General features: G+C 70.0%; 29 protein-coding genes. 24 read left to right on the plus strand and 5 right to left on the minus strand.

Annotated features, from left to right (window positions below):
* The first annotated feature begins 413 nt into the window (after positions 1-413).
* The 5 genes from rpe to AC061S_RS19945 all read left to right on the plus strand — a co-directional run bounded on the left by rpe (position 414) and on the right by AC061S_RS19945 (position 3594).
* On the plus strand, positions 414-1100 hold the full coding sequence (gene rpe, locus AC061S_RS19925) for a ribulose-phosphate 3-epimerase (RefSeq protein ID WP_478687311.1): 687 nt from the start codon (positions 414-416) through the stop codon (positions 1098-1100).
* A 138-nt stretch (positions 1101-1238) separates the two neighbouring features.
* On the plus strand, positions 1239-2252 hold the full coding sequence (locus tag AC061S_RS19930; RefSeq protein WP_250741550.1) for a sugar-binding transcriptional regulator: 1014 nt from the start codon (positions 1239-1241) through the stop codon (positions 2250-2252).
* A gap of 136 nt (positions 2253-2388) precedes the next feature.
* Positions 2389-2613: a hypothetical protein gene (locus AC061S_RS19935; RefSeq protein WP_112452447.1), complete on the plus strand. Its 225-nt coding sequence runs from the start codon at positions 2389-2391 to the stop codon at positions 2611-2613.
* A 259-nt stretch (positions 2614-2872) separates the two neighbouring features.
* On the plus strand, positions 2873-3148 hold the full coding sequence (locus AC061S_RS19940) for a guanyl-specific ribonuclease (RefSeq protein WP_478687312.1): 276 nt from the start codon (positions 2873-2875) through the stop codon (positions 3146-3148).
* On the plus strand, positions 3145-3594 hold the full coding sequence (locus AC061S_RS19945; protein WP_478687313.1) for a barstar family protein: 450 nt from the start codon (positions 3145-3147) through the stop codon (positions 3592-3594). Before AC061S_RS19940 ends, AC061S_RS19945 begins: the two co-directional genes overlap by 4 nt.
* A 152-nt stretch (positions 3595-3746) precedes the next feature.
* Here the strand turns inward: AC061S_RS19945 and AC061S_RS19950 are convergent, their stop codons facing one another.
* From AC061S_RS19950 to AC061S_RS19970, 5 genes are all read right to left on the minus strand, one after another.
* Positions 3747-4226: a group II truncated hemoglobin gene (locus tag AC061S_RS19950; RefSeq protein WP_478687314.1), complete on the minus strand. Its 480-nt coding sequence runs from the start codon at positions 4224-4226 to the stop codon at positions 3747-3749.
* Entirely contained in the window at positions 4223-4549 is a 327-nt protein-coding gene (locus AC061S_RS19955; RefSeq protein ID WP_478687315.1) for a putative quinol monooxygenase, read from the minus strand. The genes AC061S_RS19950 and AC061S_RS19955 overlap by 4 nt, the downstream gene beginning before the upstream one ends.
* 91 nt (positions 4550-4640) lie before the next feature.
* Entirely contained in the window at positions 4641-5138 is a 498-nt protein-coding gene (locus tag AC061S_RS19960) for a hypothetical protein (RefSeq protein ID WP_478687316.1), read from the minus strand.
* Positions 5139-5198: 60 nt separating this feature from the next.
* Positions 5199-6842, minus strand: a complete 1644-nt coding sequence (locus AC061S_RS19965) for an FAD-dependent oxidoreductase (protein ID WP_478687386.1) — start codon at positions 6840-6842, stop codon at positions 5199-5201.
* Positions 6843-6991: 149 nt separating this feature from the next.
* Positions 6992-7264 (minus strand): UBP-type zinc finger domain-containing protein, encoded by a 273-nt coding sequence (locus AC061S_RS19970; RefSeq protein ID WP_478687387.1) that lies wholly within the window; start codon positions 7262-7264, stop codon positions 6992-6994.
* Between the two features lie 294 nt (positions 7265-7558).
* Between AC061S_RS19970 and AC061S_RS19975 the strand changes: the two genes are divergently transcribed.
* From AC061S_RS19975 to AC061S_RS20065, 19 genes are all read left to right on the plus strand, one after another.
* Positions 7559-8383 (plus strand): type 1 glutamine amidotransferase domain-containing protein, encoded by an 825-nt coding sequence (locus AC061S_RS19975; protein ID WP_478687388.1) that lies wholly within the window; start codon positions 7559-7561, stop codon positions 8381-8383.
* Positions 8384-8428: 45 nt separating this feature from the next.
* A complete protein-coding gene (locus AC061S_RS19980) occupies positions 8429-10084 on the plus strand; it encodes a thiamine pyrophosphate-binding protein (protein WP_478687317.1) in 1656 nt (551 codons plus the stop codon).
* A gap of 67 nt (positions 10085-10151) precedes the next feature.
* On the plus strand, positions 10152-10583 hold the full coding sequence (locus tag AC061S_RS19985; RefSeq protein ID WP_478687318.1) for a nuclear transport factor 2 family protein: 432 nt from the start codon (positions 10152-10154) through the stop codon (positions 10581-10583).
* A gap of 20 nt (positions 10584-10603) precedes the next feature.
* On the plus strand, positions 10604-11059 hold the full coding sequence (locus tag AC061S_RS19990; RefSeq protein WP_478687319.1) for a nuclear transport factor 2 family protein: 456 nt from the start codon (positions 10604-10606) through the stop codon (positions 11057-11059).
* Positions 11060-11072: 13 nt separating this feature from the next.
* Positions 11073-11444 (plus strand): nuclear transport factor 2 family protein, encoded by a 372-nt coding sequence (locus AC061S_RS19995; protein ID WP_478687320.1) that lies wholly within the window; start codon positions 11073-11075, stop codon positions 11442-11444.
* 11 nt (positions 11445-11455) lie between these two features.
* Complete coding sequence (locus AC061S_RS20000; protein WP_478687321.1) at positions 11456-13075, plus strand: GMC family oxidoreductase; 1620 nt, start codon at positions 11456-11458, stop codon at positions 13073-13075.
* A complete protein-coding gene (locus tag AC061S_RS20005) occupies positions 13068-13718 on the plus strand; it encodes a DJ-1/PfpI family protein (protein WP_478687322.1) in 651 nt (216 codons plus the stop codon). The genes AC061S_RS20000 and AC061S_RS20005 overlap by 8 nt, the downstream gene beginning before the upstream one ends.
* Positions 13718-14170, plus strand: a complete 453-nt coding sequence (locus AC061S_RS20010) for a VOC family protein (protein WP_478687323.1) — start codon at positions 13718-13720, stop codon at positions 14168-14170. Before AC061S_RS20005 ends, AC061S_RS20010 begins: the two co-directional genes overlap by 1 nt.
* A gap of 1 nt (position 14171) precedes the next feature.
* A complete protein-coding gene (locus AC061S_RS20015; protein ID WP_478687324.1) occupies positions 14172-15992 on the plus strand; it encodes an AGE family epimerase/isomerase in 1821 nt (606 codons plus the stop codon).
* A 36-nt stretch (positions 15993-16028) separates the two neighbouring features.
* Positions 16029-16373, plus strand: a complete 345-nt coding sequence (locus tag AC061S_RS20020) for an STAS domain-containing protein (RefSeq protein WP_478687325.1) — start codon at positions 16029-16031, stop codon at positions 16371-16373.
* Positions 16370-18505, plus strand: a complete 2136-nt coding sequence (glgX, locus tag AC061S_RS20025; RefSeq protein WP_478687326.1) for a glycogen debranching protein GlgX — start codon at positions 16370-16372, stop codon at positions 18503-18505. Before AC061S_RS20020 ends, glgX begins: the two co-directional genes overlap by 4 nt.
* A gap of 48 nt (positions 18506-18553) precedes the next feature.
* Positions 18554-18865: an STAS domain-containing protein gene (locus AC061S_RS20030; RefSeq protein WP_250741370.1), complete on the plus strand. Its 312-nt coding sequence runs from the start codon at positions 18554-18556 to the stop codon at positions 18863-18865.
* 5 nt (positions 18866-18870) lie between these two features.
* Positions 18871-19335 carry an ATP-binding protein gene (locus AC061S_RS20035; protein ID WP_478687327.1) on the plus strand — a complete coding sequence of 155 codons (465 nt, stop codon included), beginning with the start codon at positions 18871-18873 and terminating at the stop codon, positions 19333-19335.
* The gene (locus AC061S_RS20040; protein ID WP_478687328.1) at positions 19317-20576 is read left to right on the plus strand and encodes a PP2C family protein-serine/threonine phosphatase; all 1260 of its coding nucleotides are present in this window, start codon (positions 19317-19319) and stop codon (positions 20574-20576) included. Before AC061S_RS20035 ends, AC061S_RS20040 begins: the two co-directional genes overlap by 19 nt.
* Complete coding sequence (locus AC061S_RS20045) at positions 20576-21331, plus strand: MinD/ParA family ATP-binding protein (RefSeq protein ID WP_478687329.1); 756 nt, start codon at positions 20576-20578, stop codon at positions 21329-21331. Before AC061S_RS20040 ends, AC061S_RS20045 begins: the two co-directional genes overlap by 1 nt.
* A gap of 82 nt (positions 21332-21413) precedes the next feature.
* Positions 21414-22154 (plus strand): type 1 glutamine amidotransferase domain-containing protein, encoded by a 741-nt coding sequence (locus AC061S_RS20050; protein WP_478687330.1) that lies wholly within the window; start codon positions 21414-21416, stop codon positions 22152-22154.
* 84 nt (positions 22155-22238) lie between these two features.
* Positions 22239-23723 (plus strand): aldehyde dehydrogenase family protein, encoded by a 1485-nt coding sequence (locus tag AC061S_RS20055; RefSeq protein ID WP_478687331.1) that lies wholly within the window; start codon positions 22239-22241, stop codon positions 23721-23723.
* Positions 23724-23761: 38 nt separating this feature from the next.
* On the plus strand, positions 23762-24394 hold the full coding sequence (locus AC061S_RS20060) for an NADPH-dependent F420 reductase (RefSeq protein ID WP_478687332.1): 633 nt from the start codon (positions 23762-23764) through the stop codon (positions 24392-24394).
* Entirely contained in the window at positions 24379-24903 is a 525-nt protein-coding gene (locus AC061S_RS20065) for a (2Fe-2S)-binding protein (protein WP_478687333.1), read from the plus strand. Before AC061S_RS20060 ends, AC061S_RS20065 begins: the two co-directional genes overlap by 16 nt.
* Position 24904: the final 1 nt, after the last annotated feature.

Genomic DNA, 24904 nt, shown 5'->3' on the forward strand with positions numbered 1-24904 from the left:
GCTCTGACCGCCCCGCGCGTTCGTACCGGCTGAGGTCACTGTCCTGCCGGAGCGGTGTGCGGATGACCACCGGCCGAAGAAGGGCTGCGGATCTCAGACGGGGCCGCTCCTCCCCACTCCTCCCCCCGGCCGTTCCCCGGGGGGATCCCGGAAGTCTTGTGGCGTTTCGGTGTGGGCCGGTCGGTCAAGGGTGGCCGAAGGCCATCGCGTAGCGACGCGACCGCAGGGAGCGCCCTTGAGGGACCGGTCCACACCGAAAGGACACTGGACTGCCGGGACGCCCCCCGGAACCCCACGCAGCCACCGACCAACCCGCAGCACAACCCATCCTCCCGCAGCCCCCCTTCGCACCCCCCGCCCCCCACTTCCGGGGTAGTGGCCGGAAGCTGTTACCGGCATGGCACGCTTGGGGCATGGCCGTTCAGATCAATCCCAGCATCTTGTCCGCCGACTTCGCCCGGCTCGCCGAGGAGGCGAAGGCTGTTCAGGGGGCCGACTGGCTGCATGTCGACGTCATGGACAATCACTTCGTCCCGAACCTCACCCTCGGCGTGCCGATCGTGGAGTCGTTGAGCCGGGCGACGGACATCCCGCTCGATCTGCACCTCATGATCGCGGACCCCGACCGCTGGGCCCCCCAGTACATCGAGGCCGGTGCGGGCTCCGTGACCTTCCACGCCGAGGCGGCCGCCGCGCCCGTGCGGCTCGCGCGGGAGATCCGGGCCAAGGGGGCGCGGGCGTCCATGGCGCTGAAGCCCGCGACGCCCATCGAGCAGTACGAGGACATCCTTCCCGAGCTCGACATGCTGCTGATCATGACCGTCGAGCCCGGCTTCGGCGGTCAGCCCTTTCTCGACATCATGCTGCCCAAGATCCGCCGTACCCGGGAGCTGATCTCCAAGCACGGTCTGGAGCTGTGGCTCCAGGTCGACGGAGGCGTCTCCGCGACGACCATCGAGCGGTGTGCCGAGGCCGGTGCGGACGTGTTCGTGGCCGGCAGCGCGGTCTACGGAGCGGTCGATCCGGCGGCAGCCGTACGCACGCTGCGTGACCAGGCGGGTGCGGCAATCGCCGCTGCGCCCTGGGCTTGCGACCACTGAACCAAGGCTTGGTGAACAGCTCGGTGAACGGGAGCTGTCCAGGCTGATCAACGGCCGTCGGATCTGACAGGATGAACGGCGAGTCGAGAGTGTGAACACGAGAGTGTGAACAGCAGTGAGGAGAACGCGGTGTCTGCAATGTCGGCGGGACGGTCAGCCCTGCGGATGGGACCCGCGGAGCTGGTGCAGGCGGCGGCCATGGCGCGCCGCTTCTACCTGGAGGGGAAGTCCAAGATCCAGATCGCCGAGGAGTTCGGCGTGAGCCGCTTCAAGGTGGCCCGGGTCCTGGAGACCGCTCTGGAGCGCGACCTCGTGCGCATCGAGATCCGCGTGCCGGCCGAGCTGGACGCGGAGCGGTCCGACGCGCTGCGCGCCCGGTACGGGCTGCGGCACGCCGTGGTCGTGGAGTCTCCCGCCGATGCCACCGAGGATGCGCCGGACCCGGAGAACCTGGGTGCCGTAGCCGCCGATCTGCTGGGCGAGCTCGTCAACGAGGGTGACGTACTCGGCCTCGCGTGGGGGCGGTCCACCATCCACATGGCCGCCTCCCTGCACCGGCTGCCTCCGTGCACCGTCGTCCAGCTGACGGGCGTGTACGACGCCGGTACGGCCGAGCGCGGGTCCGTGGAGGCCGTGCGCAGGGCCGCGCAGGTGTCGGGCGGCGACGCCCACCCGATCTACGCGCCGATGCTGCTGCCCGATCCGGCCACCGCGGCCGCCCTGCGGAGCCAGACGGGCATCGCGCGGGCCTTCGAGTACTTCGACAAGGTGACGGTCGCCGCCGTCTCCATCGGGTCCTGGGAGCCGGGCATCTCGACGGTCCACGACATGCTGAGCGACGAGGAGCGGGCGCACTACGCCTCGCTGGGCGTCGCGGCTGAGATGTCCGCCCATTTGTTCGATGCCGAGGGGCGTCGGGTCGGGCGGGACCTCGGCGAGCGCTGCATCACCGTGGAGGCGGACCGGCTGCGCCGGATCCCAGAGGTCGTCGCCATCGCCGGCGGGCTGCGCAAGGCGTCCGCGATCGGGGCGGTGCTGCGCTCGGGGCTCGTGACCAGTCTGGTCACCGACACGGCCGTCGCGGACTACCTGCTGACCGAATCGGAGCCCGGTCTGAGGCCGGCGCTGGAGCGGGCCGACCCCGACGAGTGATTGTTCGGATTGGTCCGATTGTCCGGACGAATGCCGGTCAAACGCGGGCACGTGATGTTCGCCGATGCGGATGGTGCCGTAATTGAGATCCGAACGGCGGACCGTTGGACGGCCTGCTGGGCGCATACTGGGTGCAATGACAAAGTCCGCAGTACCTCGCCGCCACCTGCCGTCCAGCCCGTTCAAGGCCCCCGTGGAAGCGCCGCTCCGGCACTTCAGCGTCGGCGACCGGGTTACTCACGATGAGCACGGCCTCGGCCGTGTCGTCGCCGTTGAGGAGGGGATCGCTGTCCTCGTTGAATTCGGGCCTGAGGTCCGCAAGCGCATTCTGAGCCCGTACACCAAGATGGCCGCCCTCTGAAGCCATCGCGCGATTCGCGGGCGAATCGGATATTTGGCACGATCGGTGCATGATCTTTCGGAACGTGCCCCGATCGTTGCTGCGTGTGCTGGGGGCCGTGTTCCTCTGCGCGGCGCTGGTCGGTGCGGTGGGTTGCAGCGGGAAGAAACCCGCGCCTGCCGCGGCCACCAGTACGAGCGCGAGCGCCGGCTCCGGCGTTGACGCTGCCCCGAGCGGGGCGGCGAGTTCCGCCACACCGACGCCCGGATGGGCGAAGGGGATGGCGACGGTACGGGCCGCGGCGTTGCCGCAGCAGGCCCGGGACGTGCTCGTGCTGATCGGCAAGGGCGGGCCGTACCAGTACCGGCAGGACGGGACCGTCTTCGGCAATTTCGAGAAGGTCCTGCCGCAGAAGAAGCGCGGCTATTACCACGAGTTCACCGTGAAGACGCCCGGTGAGCGGGACCGTGGGGCCCGGCGGATCGTGACCGGTGGGGGCGGGGAGTTCTTCTACACGGACGACCACTACAAGACCTTCAAGGCGGTTCTCCGATGACCTTGGACCCGCGGCCCCTGGCCCCCGCGCTCGAAGCGGCCGAGGCCGCCGGCTGGGTGACCGTACGGCTGGATCTGGACGGCGTACGGAGCAAAGCGGAGCTGATGCGGCGGTGTGGGGGCGCGCTGCGGCTGCCGCCGTGGGTCGGGGGGAACTGGGATGCGCTGTTGGATGCGCTGAGGGATCTGTCGTGGTTGCCGGCTGCGGAGGGGCGGCTGCTTGCGGTGACCTCTTGGCGGGGGTATGCGGAGGCTCGGCCTGCGGACTGGGAGACGTTCCGGGATGTGCTGGAGGAGGCCGTCGATTTCTGGCGGGCCGAGGGTGAGGGCGGCTCCGAGGATGGTGCGGCCGCGCCGGGGTTGACGGTGCTGCTCGCCGAGTCCGGCCCGGGGCCGGTTGCCGGGGCTCCGCCCCGGGCCACGCGCCTCAAACGCCGGCGGGGCTGAGTTGGTGCCGGTGGGGCGGCCGGGATGGTGTGGGCTGAGCTGGGGTGGCCCGCCGGGCTGAAAGATCGGAGCTCCGCCCCGGGCCCCGCGCCTCAAACGCCGGCGGGGCTGGATTTGCCCGGCGGAGCCCGGGGGCTCCGCCGGGGGATGGGTCAGTCCTTCGGGATCCAGGGTGGGGTTTGGCCCCAGGACCAGACCGGGATGTCGGCCGCGTCCACCGGGGGTGGGGTGGGGCCCGAGTAGATCAGGGCCATGCGGGTGCCCCACTCGATGTAGTACGCGAAGACCGCGCGGAACTCCGGGTCCGTGGGCAGGCCCACTTCGTCGGCCGTGTCCGTCAGGAGGTCCACCCAGCGGCGGCGCTGCTGTTCGGTGATGCAGCGGCCCAGGTGCTTGGTGGCCATGTGCTGGTGGCCGCCGTGGGCCGCGGTGTACTGCTTCGGGCCGCCGAAGACCTCCGCCAGCCAGACCGCGACGTGGTGGGGGTGCTCCGAGTCCATGCCCGCGAAGACCGGGGCCAGGACCTCGTCCTGGAGGGCGTGGGCGTAGAAGGCGTCGGTGAGGCGGTCCATCGCCTCCGCTCCGCCCATCCACTCGTAGATCGTGGGCGTGGTGTCGGGTGTGGTGCTCACGGGGTGGAAGCCTTTCCGGGGCCGGCCACCTGGGTGACGAGGTAGTGCTGCATTTCCTCGATGGCCGTGACGTACGGGCGGATCGCGCTGAAGAACGCCGGGAAGTGCTCGCCCTTGCGGAATCCGTTCAGGTGGGCGTCGATCGAGGTCCAGCGGATGCGGAGGATGTAGCGCTCGGGCTCCTCCTCGCAGCGGGCGAGTTCGTAGTCGATGCACTCCGGCGAGGCGGACAGGGACTCGGAGGCCCTCGCGTACGCGTCTTCGAAAGCCGGCTGATCGTCCAATGCGATCCGGTAGCGGATGTATTCGACGGTGGTGGTCATGGTGCGGGCCTCTCCCTGGGGTCGGGCGTTGATCGCCGGTGGTCCGTGCCAGGCTTGCGCGATCTTGTCGGTGCCGGGGGATCTTTCGCCGTTATGACCCGGACTTCTGGGAGTCGGCGAGGTCCGGACCCTCGGCGCGGACCTGCTGGACCCGGTCCAGGGACTCGCGCAGGTCCGTCAGCCAGGTGTCGGTGTTGCGGCCGACCAGGCGGACGCACCAGGCCAGGGCGTCGGCGCGGCTGCGGGCGACTCCGCCCGCGACCAGGGTGTCGAGGACCTGGCGCTCGGGCTGGCGCAGGCGGGTCATGACCGGGACGGCGAGGTGGGTGAAGAGGGTCCGCTCCTCGCCCGACTGGACGGCCCAGGACACCTTGCGGCGGTAGAGCTCCTCCGCCTCCCGGGCGACTTCCATGCGCTGTTCGCGGGTGCGCTCGCGGAAGGCCGCGACCGATTCGGTCGCGGGGATCGCGCCGACGACGGTGATCTCCTCACGGTCGACCGTGACCGAGAGGAGCGACTCGTAGACGTCCACCGGCAGGTGCTCGGCGAACCAGGTGCGGAGCTGTTCGTTCTGCTCGGATGTAATCATGTAATCAACGGTGCGTCCGGTGATTGCTTGATCGCAAGTGGGCCGGCGCGCTGTTCGCTCTCAGCCCATCGAGCGGTAGCGGTGGATCAGGGAGACCGCCATGGCTCCCTCGCCCACCCCCGAGGCGACGCGTTTGACCGAGTGGGCCCGTACGTCCCCTGCCGCGAAGACCCCGGGGACGCTGGTCTCCAGCGGGTACGGTGCCCGCTCCAGGCTCCATTCCTCCGGGAGTTCGCCGCCGTTGGAGATCAGGTCCGAGCCCGTGAGGACGAAGCCGTACTCGTCCCGCTCGACCACCCCGGCCAGCCATTCCGTGTGCGGGCGGGCGCCGATGAAGGTGAACATGAAGCGGGCCGGGATCTCCTTGTCCTCGCCGGTTTCGGAGTTGTGGAGGGTCAGGCGTTCGAGGTGGTCCTCGCCGTGCAGGCGGACGACCGTCGTGCGGACCCGGACCTCGATGTTGGGGGTGCGTTCGATCTCGTCGATCAGGTAGCGGGACATGCTGTCGTCGAGCGAGGCCGCGCGGACCAGGATCGTGACCCGGGCGGCGTACTTGGCGAAGTGCACGGCGGCCTGGCCCGCGGAGTTGGCCCCGCCCACGATGAACACGTGCTGCGAGATGCACGCCGAGCTCTCCGTGGTCGCCGCGCCGTAGTAGAGCCCGGCGCCCTCGAAGCGGTCGGCTCCGGGGGCGTCCAGGCGGTTGTACGAGACCCCGGTCGCCAGGAGCACCGTCTCGGCGCTGATCTCCGTACCGTCCGCCAGGGTCAGGATCTTCGCCGGGTCGTCGCGGGTCAGCGAGGTCACCTCCACCGGGTGCAGGATCTCGGCGCCGAAGCGGGAGGCCTGGATGGTGGCGCGGCGGGTCAGGTCACCGCCGGAGAGGCCCGAGGGGAAGCCGAGGTAGTTCTCGATCAGGCTGGAGGTGCCGGCCTGGCCGCCCGGGGCGCGGGAGTCCAGCATGAGCGTGGACAGGCCCTCGGAGGCCGAGTAGACGCCGGCCGCGAGGCCCGCCGGGCCCGCGCCGACGATGACGCACTCGTAGTGCGGGCGCGAGGCGGTGGTGGCCAGCCCCAGGCGCTGGGCGAGCTGGGTGTCCGTCGGCGCGGAGAGCACCGAGCCGTCCGGGAAGCGGACCAGGGGCAGCGCGGCCTCCGGCTGGGCGGCGGCGATCACGGTCAGCGCCTCGGGGTCCCGCTCGACGTTGAGGAAGCGGAAGGGCTGGCCGTTGCGGGTGAAGAAGTCCCGGACGGCGTGGGTGCCGGGGGAGACCAGGTGGCCCGCGACGATGATCCCGTCGTACGCCGGCCGGTAGGTGGCGAGCCAGTCGGAGAGCAGGTCGTCCAGGACCGGGAAGAGCCGCTCGTGCGGGGGGTCCCAGGGCTTGAGCAGGTAGTAGTCCAGGCGGACCCGGTTGATGGCGGTGATCGCCGCGTCCGTCTCGGCGTACGCGGTGAGCAGCACGCGGCGGGCGTCGGGGAAGCGGCTGACGGCCTCCAGCAGGAACTCGACCCCGGTGACGTCCGGCATCCGCTGGTCGACGAGGAAGAGCGCCGGGTCGTGGCCGCGCTCGTCGAGGGAGTCCAGGATCTTGAGGGCGTCGGCGGCCGAGGAGGCGCCGAGCACCCGGTAGCGGTCGCCGTACGCGCTGCGCAGGTCGCGGCGGACGGCGCGCAGCACCTGCGGGTCGTCGTCCACGGCCAGGATGACGGGCTTGCGGTTCTCCGCGCGCGCCGCGGCTTCGGCGGTCGCGGAGGCGGTGCTCGTGGGCGCGCTGCTCGTCGGCGCACTGCTCGTGGGCGCGCCGCTCGTGGGCACGGAGCCCGCGGCCGCGGCGCTCTCCCGGGTCGCGCTCACGCCGGGTCCAGCATCAGCTTGTCGGCGTAGCACCAGGCCCAGTCCTCGCCGGGCTCGTGGGAGGCCGCGATGGGGTGCGCGGTGGTCCCGTAGTGCCTGGTGGCGTGACGGTTCTTCGAGGAATCGCAGCAGCCGACGTGCCCGCAGCTCAGGCACATCCGCAGGTGCACCCAGGCGTCACCGGAGACGAGGCACTCCTCGCAGCCCTCGGTGCCGGGTTTCACCGGACGTATCTGATCGATGTGGGTGCACAACAGGTCCATCGTCATCGTCATCGTCCCCGTCCCTCTCCTCGCGCTCTCGCGCTTCGCGCCCGTGATTGCAGCGCGCCCGTGATTCCGGCGCGTCCAGACCATAAGGCGGGGCCCCGCCGACGGTTCAGGGATTCGGACGAAGTCAGGTAGTCCGGAAGGTACTTCATGACCTCGCCGGACGACTTCCTGAGGTGCCCCCATGACCTGGCCGACTACCTCACGAAGTCGCACACCAGCGCTTTGACGGGAACCCCGGGCGCGGCCAGTGTGGGGGACGCCAACGACAACAGGCGGCGCCTGGAGGAATCCGTGAGCAGAAAGATTCTGGTCATTGTCTCCGAACACGGTTACTGGGCCGAAGAACTGATCGGTCCCGTATCCCAGTTCGACGAGCAGGGCTATGAAGTCGTATTCGCCACGCCGACCGGAAAGCGTGCCCACGCTCTCCCGCCGAGCCTCGACGCGAACTACATCGATCCTCCGCTGGGACGCTCGGTCACCACCGAGGAGAACGCCCGGCTGGGCCGGGAGTTCGAGCAGTCGAGCCGGCTCGACTCCCCCCTCGACATCGAAGCGTGGGCCCCCGAGCGCCCGTACACGAGCGACTCGGCCTATCTGCCCAAGCTGGAGCAGTACCACCGTGATCTGGACAAGCTCCAGTCCGACATCGCCGGTTTCGACGCGGTGCTCATCGTGGGCGGCAGCGGTCCGATCGTCGACCTCGCCAACAACGAGCGCGTGCACGCCCTGATCCTCGCCTTCAAGAACGCGGGCAAGGTCGTCGCGGCCGAGTGCTACGGAGTCGCCTGCCTGGCCTTCGCCCGGGACTGGGGCGACCGCCGCAGCATCATCTGGGGCAAGCACGTGACCGGCCACTGCAAGGAGTACGACTACAAGGACGGCACCGGATTCCTCGGTACCGATTTCAACATGGGGCCGCCGCCGTATCCGCTGGAGTACATCCTGCGCGATGCGACCGGGCCGCGCGGTGCGTACCACGGGAATTTCGGCCACCCCCTTTCGGTGATAGTCGACTTCCCGTTCGTGACCGGTCGTTCGACCCCCGACTCGTATCTCACGGGACAGAAGATCGTGGAAGTACTGGAGAACGGTCTCACCCGGTACGGCTGGTAATTCCGGTAACTCCGGCACGACGGTACGCAAAGGAGGGGGAGTTCGATGAGTTCTGGAGCCACTCCCGGACGGGAAAGGCTGATCGACCAGTTCAAGGCCGACGGCCTGAACGTCATGTTCGGAAATCCGGGGACGGTGGAACAGGGATTCCTCGACGCGGTCGACGCGGCGGAGGACTTCCACTACGTCCTCGCCCTCCAGGAGACGGTGGCAGCGGGCATCGCCGACGGCTACGCCCGCGCCACCGGCGGGGCGGCCCTGCTCCAGCTCCACTCCGGGGTGGGGCTGGGCAACGGCATCGGCATGCTCTACCAGTCGCTGCGCGGCCACACCCCGCTCGTCGTGGTCGCCGGCGACGCCGGGGTGCGCTACGACGCCATGGACGCGCAGATGGCGTCCGACCTCGTGGCCATGGCGAAGCCCGTGACCAAGTACGCGACCCGGGTCACCGACCGGCACTCCGTGCTGCGCACGATCCGCCGGGCGGTGAAGATCGCCCTGACCCCGCCGCGCGGCCCGGTGTTCGTGGCGCTGCCGATGGACGTGCTGGACGAGCTCAACTCCGAGCTCGTGCTGCCCGCCACGGTGCCCCTCACCGACGTGGCGCCCTCCGCCGCCTCGGTGGGGCGGGCGGCCGAGCTGCTCGCCTCCGCCGAGCGGCCGGTCGTCCTGGTCGGGGACGGGGTCGCCCTCTCCGGGGCGCAGCGCGAACTCGTCGCCGTCGCCGAACTGCTCGGCGCCGACGTGTACGAGGTCGACTCCTCCGAGGTGAACATCGCGGCCTCGCACCCGCTGCGCCGCGGTCAGACGGGCCACATGTTCGGCCCGCACAGCAGGGAGCTGGTCGGGGACGCGGACGGGGTGCTGATCGTCGGCACCTACGTCTTCCCCGAGGTGTTCCCGGAGCTGGAGAGCCCCTTCCGGGCCGGGGCGCGGGTCGTGCACATCGACCTGAACGCCTACGAGATCGCCAAGAACCACCCGGTGGACCTCGGGCTCGCCGCCGATCCCCGGCAGGCGCTGCGCGCGCTGGCCGGCGTACTGGAACGCGTACTCACCCCCGCGCAGCGGGCGGCGGCGGCCGGGCGGCTGGACGCGCGGACCCGGGAGCGGGTGCGGGCGGGCCAGGCCGAGCGGGAGGCCATGGATGCGGACGGATCGCCGATGGCGGTCTTCCTGCGGACCCTGGCCGAGCGCACGGGCGGGGACCTGATCGTCTTCGACGAGGCGCTGACCACCTCCCCGCTGGTCACCCGGTACCTGCCGCCGGAGCGCCCGGGCGACTACCACCTCACCCGGGGCGGATCGCTGGGCGTGGGCTTCCCGGGCGCGGTCGGCGTCAAGCTGGCCCGGCCGGAGCGGCTCGTCGTCGGCTTCGCCGGCGACGGCGGCTCGATGTACACCTACCAGGCGCTGTGGACCGCGGCCCGGCACGGCATCGAGGCCAAGTTCGTGGTCTGCAACAACCGCAAGTACCGGCTCCTGGACGACAACATCGCCCAGTACTGGCGGGAGCGGGAGATCCCGCAGCACGGCTTCCCGGGCTCCTTCGACCTCTCGCACCCCGAGATCGACTTCGCCGCTCTGGCCCGGTCGCTAGGGGCGGGCGGAATGCGGGTGGAGAAGCCCGAGGAGGCGGCCGCCGCCGTGGGGCGGATGCTCGCCCACCCCGGGCCGTTCCTGGTCGACGTACAGATCTGACGCACCGTGTACCGCGCACGCCCGGGTCGTACGGACAGACAGACAGCAGCAGACAGGAGGAGACCGCATGCCCGCCGAGCGGCTGACCGAGGACGCGATCCGCGCCTTCGCCGAGAAGTGGTACGTGGCCCTGGACCAGCACGTCCAGCCGGACCAGGTGCTGGACCTGATCACCGAGGACCTGGAGTTCAAGGTCCCCGAGGACACCTTCCTCGGCCACCAGGGCTTCGGCCGCTGGTACGAGGCGGTCACGAACCGCTTCTTCGACGAGGTGCACACGGTCACGAAGGTGGAGCCCGTCATCGAGGGCGACCGGGCGATCGTCCGGGTCCTCGTCAACTGGCAGGCCAAGATCTGGGATCCGCCGGCCGCCCGCAGCGTGTGGCTGGGCTTCGACGCCGACCAGACCTGGACCGTGGTCGCCGGCCCCGACGGGCCGCGGATCCGGCAGTACACCGTCAACGAACTGGCGCCCATGCCCGGTTCCGCCTCCCTCTGACCGCCGAAGGAGAAGCGACGATGACCGAAGTGACACGGGAGCGGGTCGAAGCGGCGTACCGCGCCCTCGGCTCCGGCGACCGGGCCAGGATCCTGGAGTACTACGCGGAGGACCTGCGCTGGCAGGTCCCCGGCAACCACCCGCTCGCCGGCTGGTACGAGAGCCTGGACGCCTTCCTGGAGCTGATGGGCCGGACCCACAAGCTCACGGGCGGCACCTTCCGCATGGACATCGAAGCGGTCCTCGTCGGCGAGGACTGCAGCGCGGACGTCTGCCGCAACGTCGCCGTGCGCGGCGGCGCCGACGAGTCGAGCGGCTCCCCGTACGAGCGGATGGACTACCCGGTCTTCCACTTCATGCGCTGGCGCGACGGCCGGATCGTCGAGGGCCACGACGGCCTGTTCGGCGACACGGCCACCGCCTTCAGCCAGTTCTGGGCGCCCTTCGCCCCGGACGGAACCCGCAGGGACGGATAGGGGGTTGAGCGCCATGGACGCGCGACAGATCTTGCAGAAGTACTACGAGTACGCCAACGCCGGTGACTGGGACAGCTGGTGCGACCTGTTCGCCGAGGAGCAGGTCATGGACGAGCAGCTCGCCGGCCACATCGAGGGCCTGGAGCTGCTGCGGTCGATGATGAAGGGCATGGGGACCATGTACCGGGTCTTCCGCAACGAGCCCGTGCACTTCCTCGTCGACGGGGAGAAGGCCGCGGCCGTCTCCCACCTGACCGCGGTCACCCCCTCCGGGGAGGAGATCGAGGCCGAGGTCATGAACTTCTTCCGGATCGTGGACGGAAAGATCGCCTACATGGCGAACTACCACGACACGGTTCCCTTCCAGGTGCTCGGCCAGGGCTGAGGGGACGCGCGATGGCCGTGGATGAGTACGACTACATCGTCGTGGGATCCGGCACCGCCGGCAGCGTCCTCGCGAACCGCCTCTCCGAGGAACCGGACGTCAGCGTCCTGGTCCTGGAGGCGGGCGCGGGCCGCATCCCTCCCGAGGTGGACGATCCGTCCTCCTGGTACAAGCTGCTCGGTGGGCCCGTCGACTGGGGTTACACCAGCGTCCCGCAGCCCGGCCTGGACGGCCGCCGCACGTACGAACCGCGCGGCAAGGCCCCCGGCGGCAGCAGCAACCTCTACATCATGATGCACATCCGGGGCCACGCCTCGGACTTCGACAACTGGGCCTACCAGGGCGCGGCCGGCTGGGCGCACGAGGACGTACTGCCCTACTTCGCGCTGCTGGAGGGCCAGGAGGACGCCACCGCGCCGACCACCGGCACCCGGGGGCCGCAGCGGATCACCCACGCCGGGCGGCACGGCGCCAACCCGGTCTCCCGCGCCTTCATCGACGCCGCCGTCGAGCTCGGCCACGAGGAGATCGCCGACTTCAACACCGACGGGCCCCGGCGCGGGCTCTTCGGCACCGGCTGGCACCACATCGACGTGGCCGACGGCCGCCGCCAGGGCGTCCTCGCCGCCTACCTGGAGCCCGCTCTCGACCGCTCCAACCTGACCCTGCGCACCAGTGCGCAGAGCACCCGGCTGCTCTTCGACGGGGACACCTGCACGGGTGTGGAGTACGTCCAGCTCCGTGCACCCGCCACGCTTTCGGACAGCGACGTCCCGGGGCGGACCGTGCGCGACGGGCACAGCACGGCCCCCGAGCCCGGGCTGCACACCGTACGGGCCCGCCGGGAGGTGATCGTGGCCGCCGGGGCGATCGAATCGCCGAAGCTGCTGCTGCTCTCCGGGATCGGGCACCCCGAGCAGCTGCGCGAGCACGGCATCGGGACCGTCGCGGCGCTGCCCGGGGTCGGCGAGAACTTCCACAACCACGTACTGACCGGGCTGATGGCCGAGGTCACCCAGGAACTGCCGCCGCCCGCACAGAACTTGTCGGAGAGCGCGCTGTTCCTCTCGTCCCGGCCCGGGCTGCCCGCACCGGACCTGCAAATCGCCTTCGTACACGTGCCGTTCGACGTGATCGTGGGCCAGGACCACCCGAACACGGTGTCCATCCTGCCGGGTGTCGTCCGGCCCGTCTCGCGCGGCTGGATCAAGCTGGCGAGCGCCGACCCGCTGGCCCACCCGCTGATCCACCCGAACTACCTGGGCGACCGCTGGGACTTGGAGCGGATGGTCCAGGGCGTCAAGACCGCCCGGGAGCTGTTCGCGACCTCCGCCTTCTCGCCCTGGTACAAGCAGGAGCTCCAGCCCGGACCCGGCTACGTGTCCGACGAGGACCTGCGCACCTTCGTGAAGCAGAAGTCGGAGAGCTACCACCACCAGGCCGGCTCCTGCCGCATGGGAATCGACGACCTGTCCGTCGTCGACCCCGAGCTGCGCGTGCACGGCGTACGGAACCTGCGCGTCGTCGACGCGAGCGTGATGCCCGCCGTCCCGTCGGGCAACTGCCACACCGCCATCGCGATGATCGCCGAGCGCGCGGCGGACTTCCTGAAGGGGGTGTCCCGTGCCTGATGTGGTCCTGCGCGAGGGTGCGCTGACCGGAACCCGGATCGCGGTCCTGGTCGAGAGCGACTTCTACGAGCCGGAGATCTTCTACTACCAGCACCGGTTCGCGGAGGAGGGCGCCGAGGTCGACTTCCTGACCCGGCTGTGGGGCAACGACTCCATCACCTTCTCCGGGCACGAGTACCGGGCGCCGTTCACCGCGACCCGGTCCCTGGAGGGGCTGAGCGACGAGGAACTGCGCCGGTACGCGGCGATCATCGTGCCCTCGGGCATGGTGGCCGACCGGCTGCGCTACACCGAGGACGTGGACGTGCTGGCTCCGGCGACGGAGCTGCTGCGCCGGGCCTTCGAGGAGCCGACGGTCCTCAAGGCGGTCATCTGCCACGGCATGTGGCTGGCCGCCTCGATCCCGGACAAGGTGCGCGGCCGCAAGGTCGTCTGCCACAACAACCTCATCGGCGACGTCCGGAACATGGGCGGCGAGTACGTGGACGAGGACGTGGTGGTCGACGGCGACCTGGTCACCGGCCGTACCGGGGCCCATCACCACCTGTTCGCCCGCCGGATCATCGAGCTGATCGCCGCCGACCGGGGCGCGCGGCGCGCACAGGGCGCGCAGGATGCCCGGGCCGCGCGGGGCGCCGGCTGATGGCCCCGATGGTCTGGTCGCACGTGGGCCTGAACTGCGCGGACCAGAAGACCACCGAGGACTTCTACACCCGGTACTTCGGCTTCACCCGGGCCAGAACGGTCGACCTCGGGAACGCCCGGATCATCTTCCTCCGGCAGGGGGACGTGTACCTGGAGCTCTTCGCGGCGGGCACCGAGCAGGCCGGCCCGGCCTACCACGACGGGCCGGCGGAGCCGGGCCGGATGCGCCACCTGGCCTTCCAGACCGACAGCGTGGACGGCTTCCTGGCCACGCTCGGCGATGCGGCCGAAGTGACCCTGGGGCCACTGGACTTCGACGATTTCATCTGCGGGTGGCGGACCGTGTGGGTCCGCGATCCCGACGGGGTGATCGTCGAGGTCAGCCAGGGATTCGAGGACGAGCACGGCCACGAGCAAGGCCACGACCACGAAGAAAAGGACGGTGTATGACATGGCGGACGCCGTGAGCTTCTCCTTCTCCGACACGATCGCCGGCTACGTCGGCCGCTTCGACTCCGAGTCCCGGCTGCTGCGGCTGAAGACCTCGGACGGCCGGGAGTTCGACGTCTCCCTGGCCGGGGACCCCAGCGCCGAGCTGGTCCGCAACCTGGACGAGCCGTACATCGACGCCTCCGGGCACATCGACGAGATGCTCTCGCCGGGACGGTTCCTCTACGTCTACGGGGTCCACTACCCCGAGCAGGGCGGCCGCTTCGAGGCGAAGCGCCTGGTGTTCCTGGGCCGCGGGGCCGAGGACTACCGCTTCGAGGAGCCGAGCTGGTGGATCAAGCAGATCGAATCGCTGGCCGACTTCTACAAGCGGGCGCAGTTCGGCGACGGGCCGGTGGACTTCACCGAGTACCGCACCGAGATCCGGCTCGGCGGTGACAAGACCGCCAGCCACGTCCAGGAGACCGACACGATCTCCCGCCTGGTCTACGGCATGGCCTCGGCCTACCTGCTGACCGGCAAGGACGAGTACCTGGAGGTCGCCGAGCGCGGCACCGAGTACCTGCGCAAGCACATGCGCGTCGTGGACGGCGAGGAGGACGTGGTCTTCTGGTACCACGGCATCAGCGTGGACGGGGACAGCGAACGCAAGCTGTTCACCTCGGAGTTCTCCGACGACTACGACGCGATCCCGATGTACGAGCAGATCTACGCGCTGGCCGGCCCGATCCAGACCTACCGGGTCACCGGCGACATCCGGATCAAGAACGACGCGGACGCCACCATCCGGCTGTTCGACAAGTTCTTCAAGGACCCGGAGCAGGGCGGCTACTACTCGCACATCGACCCGATCCTCTTCAGCGCCGACCACGAGTCCCTCGGGGAGAACGCGGAGCGCAAGAACTGGAACTCGGTGGGCGACCACGCGCCCGCGTACCTGATCAACCTGTACCTGGCGACCGGGGAGCAGCGCTACGCGGACTTCCTGGAGTACACCTTCGACACGATCGCGGACAAGTTCCCGGACTACAAGAACAGCCCCTTCGTCCAGGAGCGCTTCTTCCGCGACTGGTCCCACGACACCGCGCACAGCTGGCAGCAGAACCGTGCCGTCGTCGGCCACAACCTCAAGATCGCCTGGAACCTGCTGCGGATGAACTCGCTGAAGGCCAAGCCGGCCTACGAGGAGCTCGCCCGCAAGATCGGCGAGATCATGCCGGCCGTCGGCAGCGACGTGCAGCGCGGTGGCTGGTACGACGTGGTCGAGCGCGTCAAGTCGGGGGACGAGGAGACGTATCGTTTCGCCTGGCACGACCGCAAGGCCTGGTGGCAGCAGGAGCAGGCGATCCTCGCCTACCTCATCCTGAACGGCACCGTCGGCGGTGACGGCTTCCTGCGCGAGGCCCGGCAGGCGGAGGCCTTCTACAACACCTTCTTCCTCGACCACGACGAGGGTGCCGTCTACTTCAACGTCCTCGCGAGCGGGACCCCGTACCTGCTCGGGACCGAGCGGCTCAAGGGCAGCCACTCGATGTCCATGTACCACTCGGCGGAGCTCTGCTACCTGTCCGCCGTCTACAACAACCTGCTCATCAACGGCCGGGAGATGGACTTCCACTTCCAGCCCGACCCGACGAACCTGCCCGACCGCGTGCTGCGCGTCTCGCCCGACCTGCTCCCCGCCGGCTCGGTGCGGATCGCGTCCGTCGAGATCGACGAGAAGCCGTACACGGACTTCGACGCCGACGCACTGACCGTCCGGCTGCCCGACGTCCAGGGCCGGGTCAAGGTCAAGGTCCGGCTGCGCCCGACCGCCCAGTAGCGCTCAACGGGGGCGCCCCACTCAGAGGGGAAAGCAATGACCCTGAACGTGAAGGAACGCCGCAACAAGACGGGCATCGTGCTCGTCGCCACCGGCGAGATCAACAGTGAGACCTCCGGATCGCTGCTGCAGACACTGCTGCCGCTGGTCCGAGAGGGCCGGCCGCTGCGCATCGACCTGACGGCCGTCACCTACGTCTCCAGCGCCGGGCTGCGCACCCTGCTCGTCGTCTACCGCGAGGCCCAGCACGCCGGGGTCGCCGTCACCCTCTACGGGGTGAGCGAGGAAGTCCGGTTCGTCATGTCGGCCACCGGCTTCCTCGACTTCTTCTCGACCGGAGAGGCCGCCGCGGCGGCCGCCAAGGCCAAGGCCGCGCGATGAGCGAGCCGGCGTCCGAACAGGTGCTGCGCGTCGACGCGTACCCGACCCACGAGGTGGGCGGGTACCGCGTCCGGGCCGGCAAACCGTTCCCCTTCGGGGCCAACGTGGTCCCCGGCGGGGTCAGCTTCTCCGTCTTCTCCGACCAGGCCACCTCCATGACCCTGGTCATCTACAAGCGCGGAGAGCCCGAGCCGATGGCCGAGCTGGAGTTCCCCCAGGAATTCCGCACCGGCAGCGTCTTCGCCATGACGGTCTTCGGCCTCGACCACGAGAACATCGAGTACGGGTACCGGGCCGACGGACCCTTCGACCCCGTCACCGGCCACCGCTTCGACGCGCGCCAGGTGCTCTCCGACCCGTACGCCCGGCTGATCGCCGGCCGCGACGTGTGGGGCGTGGAGCCGGACCGCAGCCGCGGCTACCAGTACCGCTCCCGCGTCTGCCTCCAGGACTTCGACTGGGGCGACGACACCCCGCTGGGCATCCCCGCCGAGGACCTCGTCGTGTACGAGACCCACGTGCGCGGCTTCACCCGGCACCCCTCCTCGCAGGTCACCGCCCCCGGCACCTTCGCGGGGCTGCGGGAGAAGATCCCGTACCTGAAGGAGCTCGGGATCAACTGCATCGAGCTGCTGCCGGTGTTCGAGTTCGACGAGAGCGACAACCCGCGCACCAACCCGGAGACGGGCGAGCAGCTCTTCGACTACTGGGGCTACAACACCGTCTCCTTCTTCGCCCCCAAGGCCGGCTACGCGGCCACCGGACGCTACGGCATGCAGGGCGACGAGTTCCGCACGCTGATCAAGGAGCTGCACGCGGCCGGCATCGAGGTCATCCTCGACGTCGTCTTCAACCACACGGCCGAGGGCAACGAGCAGGGCCCCACCATCTCCTTCAAGGGGCTCGACAACGCCACGTACTACATGCTCACGCCCGAGGGGTACTACTTCAACTTCAGCGGCACCGGCAACACCGTCAACTGCAACCACCCCGTCGTGCGCAACTTCGTCCTCGACTGCCTGCGCCACTGGGTCGCCGACTACCACATCGACGGATTCCGCTTCGACCTCGCGGCCATCCTCGGCCGCTCCCCGGACGGCACCCCGCTGCCCAACCCGCCGCTGCTGGAACTGCTCGCCTACGACCCGGTGCTGCGGCACACCAAGCTCATCGCCGAGGCCTGGGACGCCGGCGGCCTCTACGAGGTCGGCAACTTCCCGGCGTACGGCCGCTGGGCGGAGTGGAACGGCAAGTACCGCGACACCGTGCGCAGTTTCCTCAAGGGCGACCCCGGGGTCACCGGGGAGCTCGCCACCCGGATCGCCGGGTCGCCCGACCTCTACTCCAGCCGCGGGACCTCGGCGTCGGTCAACTTCCTGACCGCGCACGACGGGTTCAGCCTGGCCGACCTGGTCTCCTACAACGACAAGCACAACGAGGCCAACGGCGAGGGCAACAACGACGGCGGGAACGACAACGCGAGCTGGAACTGCGGAGCCGAGGGGCCGACCGACGATCCCGAGGTCAACGCGCTGCGGCTGCGCCAGATGAAGAACGCCCTGGCCATCCTCTTCACCAGTCAGGGCATCCCGATGCTGCTGTCCGGCGACGAGGTGGCGCGCACCCAGCAGGGCAACAACAACACGTACTGCCAGGACAACGAACTGTCCTGGTTCGACTGGAGCCAGGTCGACGAGAACTCCGAACTGCTCCGGTTCACCCGGGAGATGATCGCCTTCCGCAAGCACCACCGCGAACTGCGCTCCACCTCCCACCCCACCGGACAGCTCCGGGACAGCCTCGGGCTGCCGGACATCAGCTGGCACGGCGAGCGGGCCTGGCAGCCCGACTGGTCGGCGGAGAGCCGGCTGCTCGCGGTGGCCCGCTGCGGCACCGGTGACGACGACGTGGTGTACGCGGCCATGAACGCGCACTGGGAGGCGCACGACCTTGAACTGCCCGCCCTCCCGGGCGGCCGCAGCTGGCACCTGTTCGCGGACACCGGGGCCGAGGCCCCGCACGACATCCGCACCCCCGGCGCCGAACTCGAACTGGAGAACGCCGGCAAGTATCTGATCGGTCCGCGCTCGGTCGTGATCCTGGTCGGCCGCACGCCCGACGCCGAGCTCTAGCCAGTGCTCCGGCCCACGCTGTAGCCCACGCACCGAAGGAGACCTGACATGCCGCTTTCCGTGTCCCTGAGCATCGAGGGCGACACCACCGTGATCGAGCTGGAGGGCGAACTGGACGCCAAGACGGCGCCGGACTTCCACCAGACCATCGAGAAGGCCGCCGGCCACGGCACCAGCACCGTCGAGATCCGCATGGCCGGGGTCGGCTACATGGCCAGCGCCGGACTGCGCTCCCTGGTCTTCGCCCAGCAGAAGGTGGGGGAGCACGTCACCATCAAGGTGGTCGGCGCCATCGAGCCCGTCTCCCGGACCATCCGGACGGCCGGACTCGACCGCAGCATCGTGCTCTCCGACGACTGACTCCGATGGACGAGGCGGTCAAGACGGCGGGGACGTCCGCCGAGCTGGACGTACCCGCCACCCTGGGGGCGTTGGGCGACATCGCCGCCCTCGTCCTGCGGCTGGCCGGGAGGGCGGGCCTGGACAAGGGCGCCTCGTACCGGATCCGGCTGGCCGTGGACGAGCTGGCCACCAACATCGTGATGCACGGGTACCGGGGCGGCGACGGACGGATCACCGTCCGGGGCCGCTCCGGGCCGGGCCGGGTACGGATCTCCATCGAGGACCGCGCCCCGGCCTTCGACCCCGTCCAGGGGCGACTGCCGCCCGACCCGGAAACCGCTCCCGAGCGGCGCCGGATCGGCGGACTCGGCATCCACCTCGCACTGACCAGCGTGGACGAGTTCGACTACGTACGCAGGGACGGCCGCAACATCAGCACGCTGACTGTGATGGCTGAGGGGACGGACCCATGCCCTCCACGACCGTGATCATCCTCGACGAGTACCCGCCCCCGCCCCTCGAACTCCTCGGAGCGCTGGGGGAGATGGGTGCGGAACTCGTCCCGCGCACGCTGGCCGACCTGCTGGCCGGCCCACTGGAGGAGCTGCCCGAAGCGGACGTACTGCTCGCCCCGGCCCAGGCCGACGGGGAGTCCGTACGGACCGCCGTGCGCCGGCTGCGCCGCTGGGCCGGCGCCCCCATCGTGGTCGTCTGGACCGTGACGGAGTTCGCCGCCCTGGAGGAACACGTCCGGATCGGCCACGACTACCTCGTACCCCCCTTCCTGCCCGCCCTCGTCGGGGCCCGGCTGCACAGCTGCTCGGAGCGCGCCGGACTCGGCCGCACCCTGCGCGAAGCCGACGCCCGCGCCGAACTCATGGGCTACGAGAAGGAATTGGAGATCGGCCGCGAAATCCAGGCCGGCTTCCTGCCGGAATCACTGCCGGTCCCCGAGGGCTGGGAGATCGACGTGTGCTTCCGGCCCGCCCGGCAGGTCGCCGGGGACTTCTACGACGTCTTCGAGCTCTCCCGCGGCCGGCGCCTGGCCTTCGTCGTCGCCGACGTCTGCGACAAGGGGGTCGGAGCCGCGCTCTTCATGGCGCTCATCCGCTCCCTGCTCCGCCACACCGCCGAGAACAGCGGCCTCCAGCACCTGGTGGCCGCCGGCCGCACCGGCAACAGCCGGCGCATCCCCGTGGTCGGTGCCACGCCGCTGCTCAACGCGGTCACCGCCACCAACGGCTACCTGACCCGCAACCACCTGCGGCAGGGCTACTTCGCCACCCTCTTCTTCGGCGTGCTCGACCCGCTCACCGGATCCCTCGTCTACATCAACGGCGGGCACAACCCGCCGCTGCTGCTGGCCGCCGACGGCGGCGAGCCGCGCACGCTGGAGGTCACCGGCCCCGCCGTCGGAGTGCTCCCGGACTGCGTGTACACGCTCGGCTACGCCCAGTTGAACCCGGGCGACACGCTCTTCGTGTTCACCGACGGAGTGCCCGAGGCGCGCTGCCCCAGAGGCAGCTTCCTCGGCGACGAGCGGATGCTGGAGCTGCTGTCGGGGCCCCCGGTCAGCGGCAGGGAGGTGGTCGACCGGATGGACACGGCCGTACGCGAACACACCGGAACAGCCGAACAGCACGACGACGTCACCATGCTGGCCCTGCACCGGCCACGCGCGGCGCGGGGGCCGCACGCGGGCGGCGCCGATTGCCAGGTCGTGGCCTGATGACCCGGACCATCGTGGTGCACTCGTACCGCGGCGGTACCGGAAAGTCCTCGGTACTGGCGAACCTGGCCCTGCTCCTCGCGGGCGAGGGACGCCGGGTGGGCGTGATCGACACGGACATCCAGTCGCCCACCCTGGACCTGCTCTTCCGGCTCGGCCCCGGCCCCTCGCTCGCCGACTACCTGCTCGGCCGGTGCGAGATAGAGGCCGCCGCGCAGGAGGTCGCCACCGGCCACGGCCGCGGGATCCTGTACGTCGTACCGGCGCGGACCGGGACGGCGGCCCTGCGGGAGCTCATGACCACCGGCTACGACGTGGGGCTGCTGCCCGAGGGATTCGACCGGCTGGCCGTGCACCACGCCCTGGACGTCCTGCTGCTCGACACCCACGCCGGGCTCAACAACGAGTCGGTGACCGCGATGGCGAGCGCCGACGTTCTCCTGATCATGGCCCGGGCCGACCGGATCGACCTCCTCGGCGTCGAGGAGACCATCGCCCTGACCGGCAGGCTCGCCTGCCGGCGGACCCTGGTGATGAGCATGGCGCCCGAGGGCATCGACCGGGAGGCCGCCCGGCGGCGGGCCGAGGAGGTCTACCGCACCCCCCTGGCCGGAATACTGCCCTATGTTCCGGAAATGGCCGCGCTCTACGGTGAACGCATATTCTCCGAAGCCCATCCCGACCACCCCCTGGTCGGTGAATTCCGCACCATCATCTCGGCGTTGGACGCACGTGACGAAGTATCGCGTGCCTGACGTCTCCCCCTTACGCCCCTTGGCGGAGGGCGTGTTGAATCGGCAGCGCATCCGGCGCATCATGAACAAGGAGAAGAGAGTCATGAAGATTCTCGTCGTCATGACGGCCAAGGCCACGCTTCATCTGCTGGACGGGGAACAACACCCCTCGGGTTTCTGGGCCGAGGAATTCGCCGTTCCCTACACCCTCTTCACGAACGCGGGCCACACCGTGGACGTGGCGACGATCGCGGGCCGGACCCCGACGGTCGACCAGACCAGCATCGACCCCCAGTTCCTCCAGTGGGTGCGCCCCCAGGGCTCCGCGGACACGGACACGGCCAGCGCCCAGGAGTACAGCCGCGTCATAGAGAACACCCCGCAGCTGCGGAGCCCGATCGCCCTGGAGACCCTGGGCGAGAAGGACATCGCCGGCTACGACGGCATCTACATCAGCGGCGGCCACGGGGCCATCGGCGACCTGCCCAAGTCCGACGAGCTCGCGCAGATCCTGCGCTGGGCCATCGCCCAGGACAAGCCGCTGGCCACCGTCTGCCACGGGCACACCGCCCTGCTGGCCCTGCGCGACGGCGAGGGCCAGTGGCCCTTCGCGGGTTACCGGATGACCGCCTTCTCGCACAGCGAGGAGCTCGTCACCAACATGGCCGGCCGCCTCCCGCTGATCCTGGAGGCCGAACTCACCCGGCTCGGCGCCCGCTACGAGAAGGCCGACGCGATCTGGGACTCGCACGTGGTGGTGGACCGCAAGCTCACCACCGGCCAGAACCCCTACTCCTCCAAGGCCCTCGCGGAGACGTTCTTACGTCAGCTCGCGCAGGGCTAGCCGTAGGGGGTGTCCCTCGGATCTCCGTGGGACACCCCCTAGCGCCCAGCCCCTCGCACCCGAAACCGGAAGGCAGCCACAGCCATGACCAAGCGCGCGCTCAGCGACCAGCCCTTGGCCAACCCCGGGAAACTGTTCATCGGCGGCACCTGGGTCCCGGCCCGGGACGGCCGTAGCGAACCGGACATCAGCCCCGTGGACGGACAGGAGATCGTGCCGGTGGCCCAGGCCGCCGCCGCCGACGCGGACGCGGCCGTGGCCGCCGCCCGCACGGCCTACGAGGAAGGTCCCTGGAGCAGACTGTCCGCCCAGGAACGCGCGCTGCGGCTGAACCGGGTCGGGGAGCTCATCGAGCGCGACCTGGAGGAGATCGCCCTGCTGGAGACCGTGGACATGGGCAAACCCTTCGCCTTCTCCTCCACGGTCGACGCCCCCATGGCCGCCCAGCTCATGCACTACTACGCCGGCGCCGTGACCCGGGTGGACGGCTCCTCCCGGGCCCCGGCCGGCGGGCAGCTCGCGTACACCCTGCGCGAACCGCTGGGCGTGGTCTGCGCGATCACCCCGTTCAACTTCCCGCTGCTCCTGTCGATGACGAAGATCGCCCCGGCCCTCGCGGCCGGGAACACGGTGGTCCACAAGCCCTCGCCCGCCACCCCGCTCACCGCCCTGAAGATCGCCGAGCTGTTCCAGGAGGCGGAGATCCCGGACGGAGTGCTGAACGTCATCACCGGTCCGGGCGTGGAACTGGGTGAGACCCTCACCGGCCACCCCGGCATCGACAAGATCGCCTTCACCGGCTCCACCTCGGTCGGCCAGTCGATCATCCGCAAGGCGGCCGGCACCCTGAAGAAGGTGACGATGGAACTCGGCGGCAAGTCCGCCAACATCGTCTTCGCCGACGCCGACCTCGATGCCGCCGAGGAACTCGCCTTCTTCGGCATCTACTACAACAAGGGCGAGATCTGCACCGCCGGCTCCCGGCTGCTGCTGCACCGCCCGATCCACGACGAGATGGTCGAACGGCTCGTCGCCCGCGCGGCCGCCCTGCTCCCCGGCGACCCGCGCGACCCGGCCACCCTCTTCGGACCGCTCGCCCACCGCGGCCAGTTCGACAAGGTCAGCTCGTACATCGAGGTCGGCGAGAAGGAAGGCGCCGTCCTGCGCACCGGCGGCACCGGCTGGACCCCCGAAGGGGCCTCCACCGAGGGCCTGTACTTCCTGCCGACCATCTTCACCGGCGTCGACAACGGCATGCGGATCGCCCAGGAGGAGATCTTCGGACCCGTCCTGTCGATCATCCCCTTCGACACCGAGGAGGACGCCGTACGCATCGCCAACGACAGCGCGTACGGCCTCGCCGCCGGCGTCCACACCAAGGACCTGCGGCGCGCCCACCGGGTCGCCTCGCAGATCAAGGCCGGGACCGTCTGGGTCAATTGCTACAACCAGTACGACCCCGCGGTGCCCTACGGCGGCTACAAGGCCTCCGGCTACGGGCGCGAGTGCGGCCCCGAGTCTCTGGAGAGCTACACCCAGACCAAGTCGGTCTGGATCGGAATGGACTGACATCCCCCGCCCGCACTGAGACCACCTGAGGAGCCCCCATGCGGATCGGCGTCATCGGCACAGGCCGGATCGGATCGACCCTGGCCAGGATCCTCGTGGCGGCGGACCACCAGGTCGTGCTCGCCAACGCCCGGGGCCCGCAGAGCCTCGCGGCCCTGCTGGCCGAACTGGGCCCCGCGGCCGCGGCGGCGCCCCCCCCCGCGGCCGCGGCCCGAGCCGAAGTCCTCGTCCTGATGGTGCCGTTCGACAGCGTCCAGGGGCTGCTGCCGCAGGAAGCCGTACGGGACACCGTGCTGGTGGACGCCACCAATGCGTTCAGCGGCCCGGGCACTGCACCTCAATCGGGAGGGGGCCGGGACCTCGGCGGCCGAGGATCCAGCGAACTCGTCGCCGAATGGTATCCGGGGACCCGGATCGTGAAATCCCTGAACACCATGCATTTCGAGACGCTCGCCGTCGCCGGAACCGCTTCGGGGCCGCGTCTGGCCCATTTCACGGCGGGCGACGACGGGAAAGCCAAAGAAATCGTCGCGGGAATCATCACGGATCTCGGATTCGCTCCCGTGGACACCGGCCCGCTGCACTCCGGAGGAATTCTCCAGCAGCCCGGCGGGCCCCTCTTCAACCGGCCGCTCACGGAAGCGCAGGCGCTGGCATGGACCTCTCACTGAACGTCAACGGAAGACCCGAGCAGTTCGCGGCGCAGCCGAACGAACTGCTCGTGGAACGGCTCCGCGACGGCCTCGGACTGACCGGCACCAAAGTCGGCTGCGACACCGGCCAGTGCGGAACCTGCGTCGTCCAGCTCGACGGCCGCTCCGTCAAGAGCTGCCTGATCCTCACCGCGGCGGCCGCCGGCTCCGCGGTGACCACCATCGAGGGGGTCACCACCCCCGGCGGTGAACTCAGCGGCCTCCAGGAGGCCTTGCGCCAGGAACACGGCACCCAGTGCGGCTTCTGCACCCCCGGGATGGTCATGGCCCTCGGGGAACTGGTCGGCAACACCGCCGACCGCGAGGCGCCCACCGAGCCCGAGATCCGCGAGTGGCTCACCGGCAACCTGTGCCGCTGCACGGGCTACCACAGCGTCGTACGGGGAGTGCAGCGCGCCTGCTCCGCGGCCCGCGCGCAGGCACCCGTGGAGCAGGCTGCCGCCGCCGTGTCCGGACAGGAGGGGTGAG

Source organism: Streptomyces sp. CA189 (assembly GCF_056428985.1).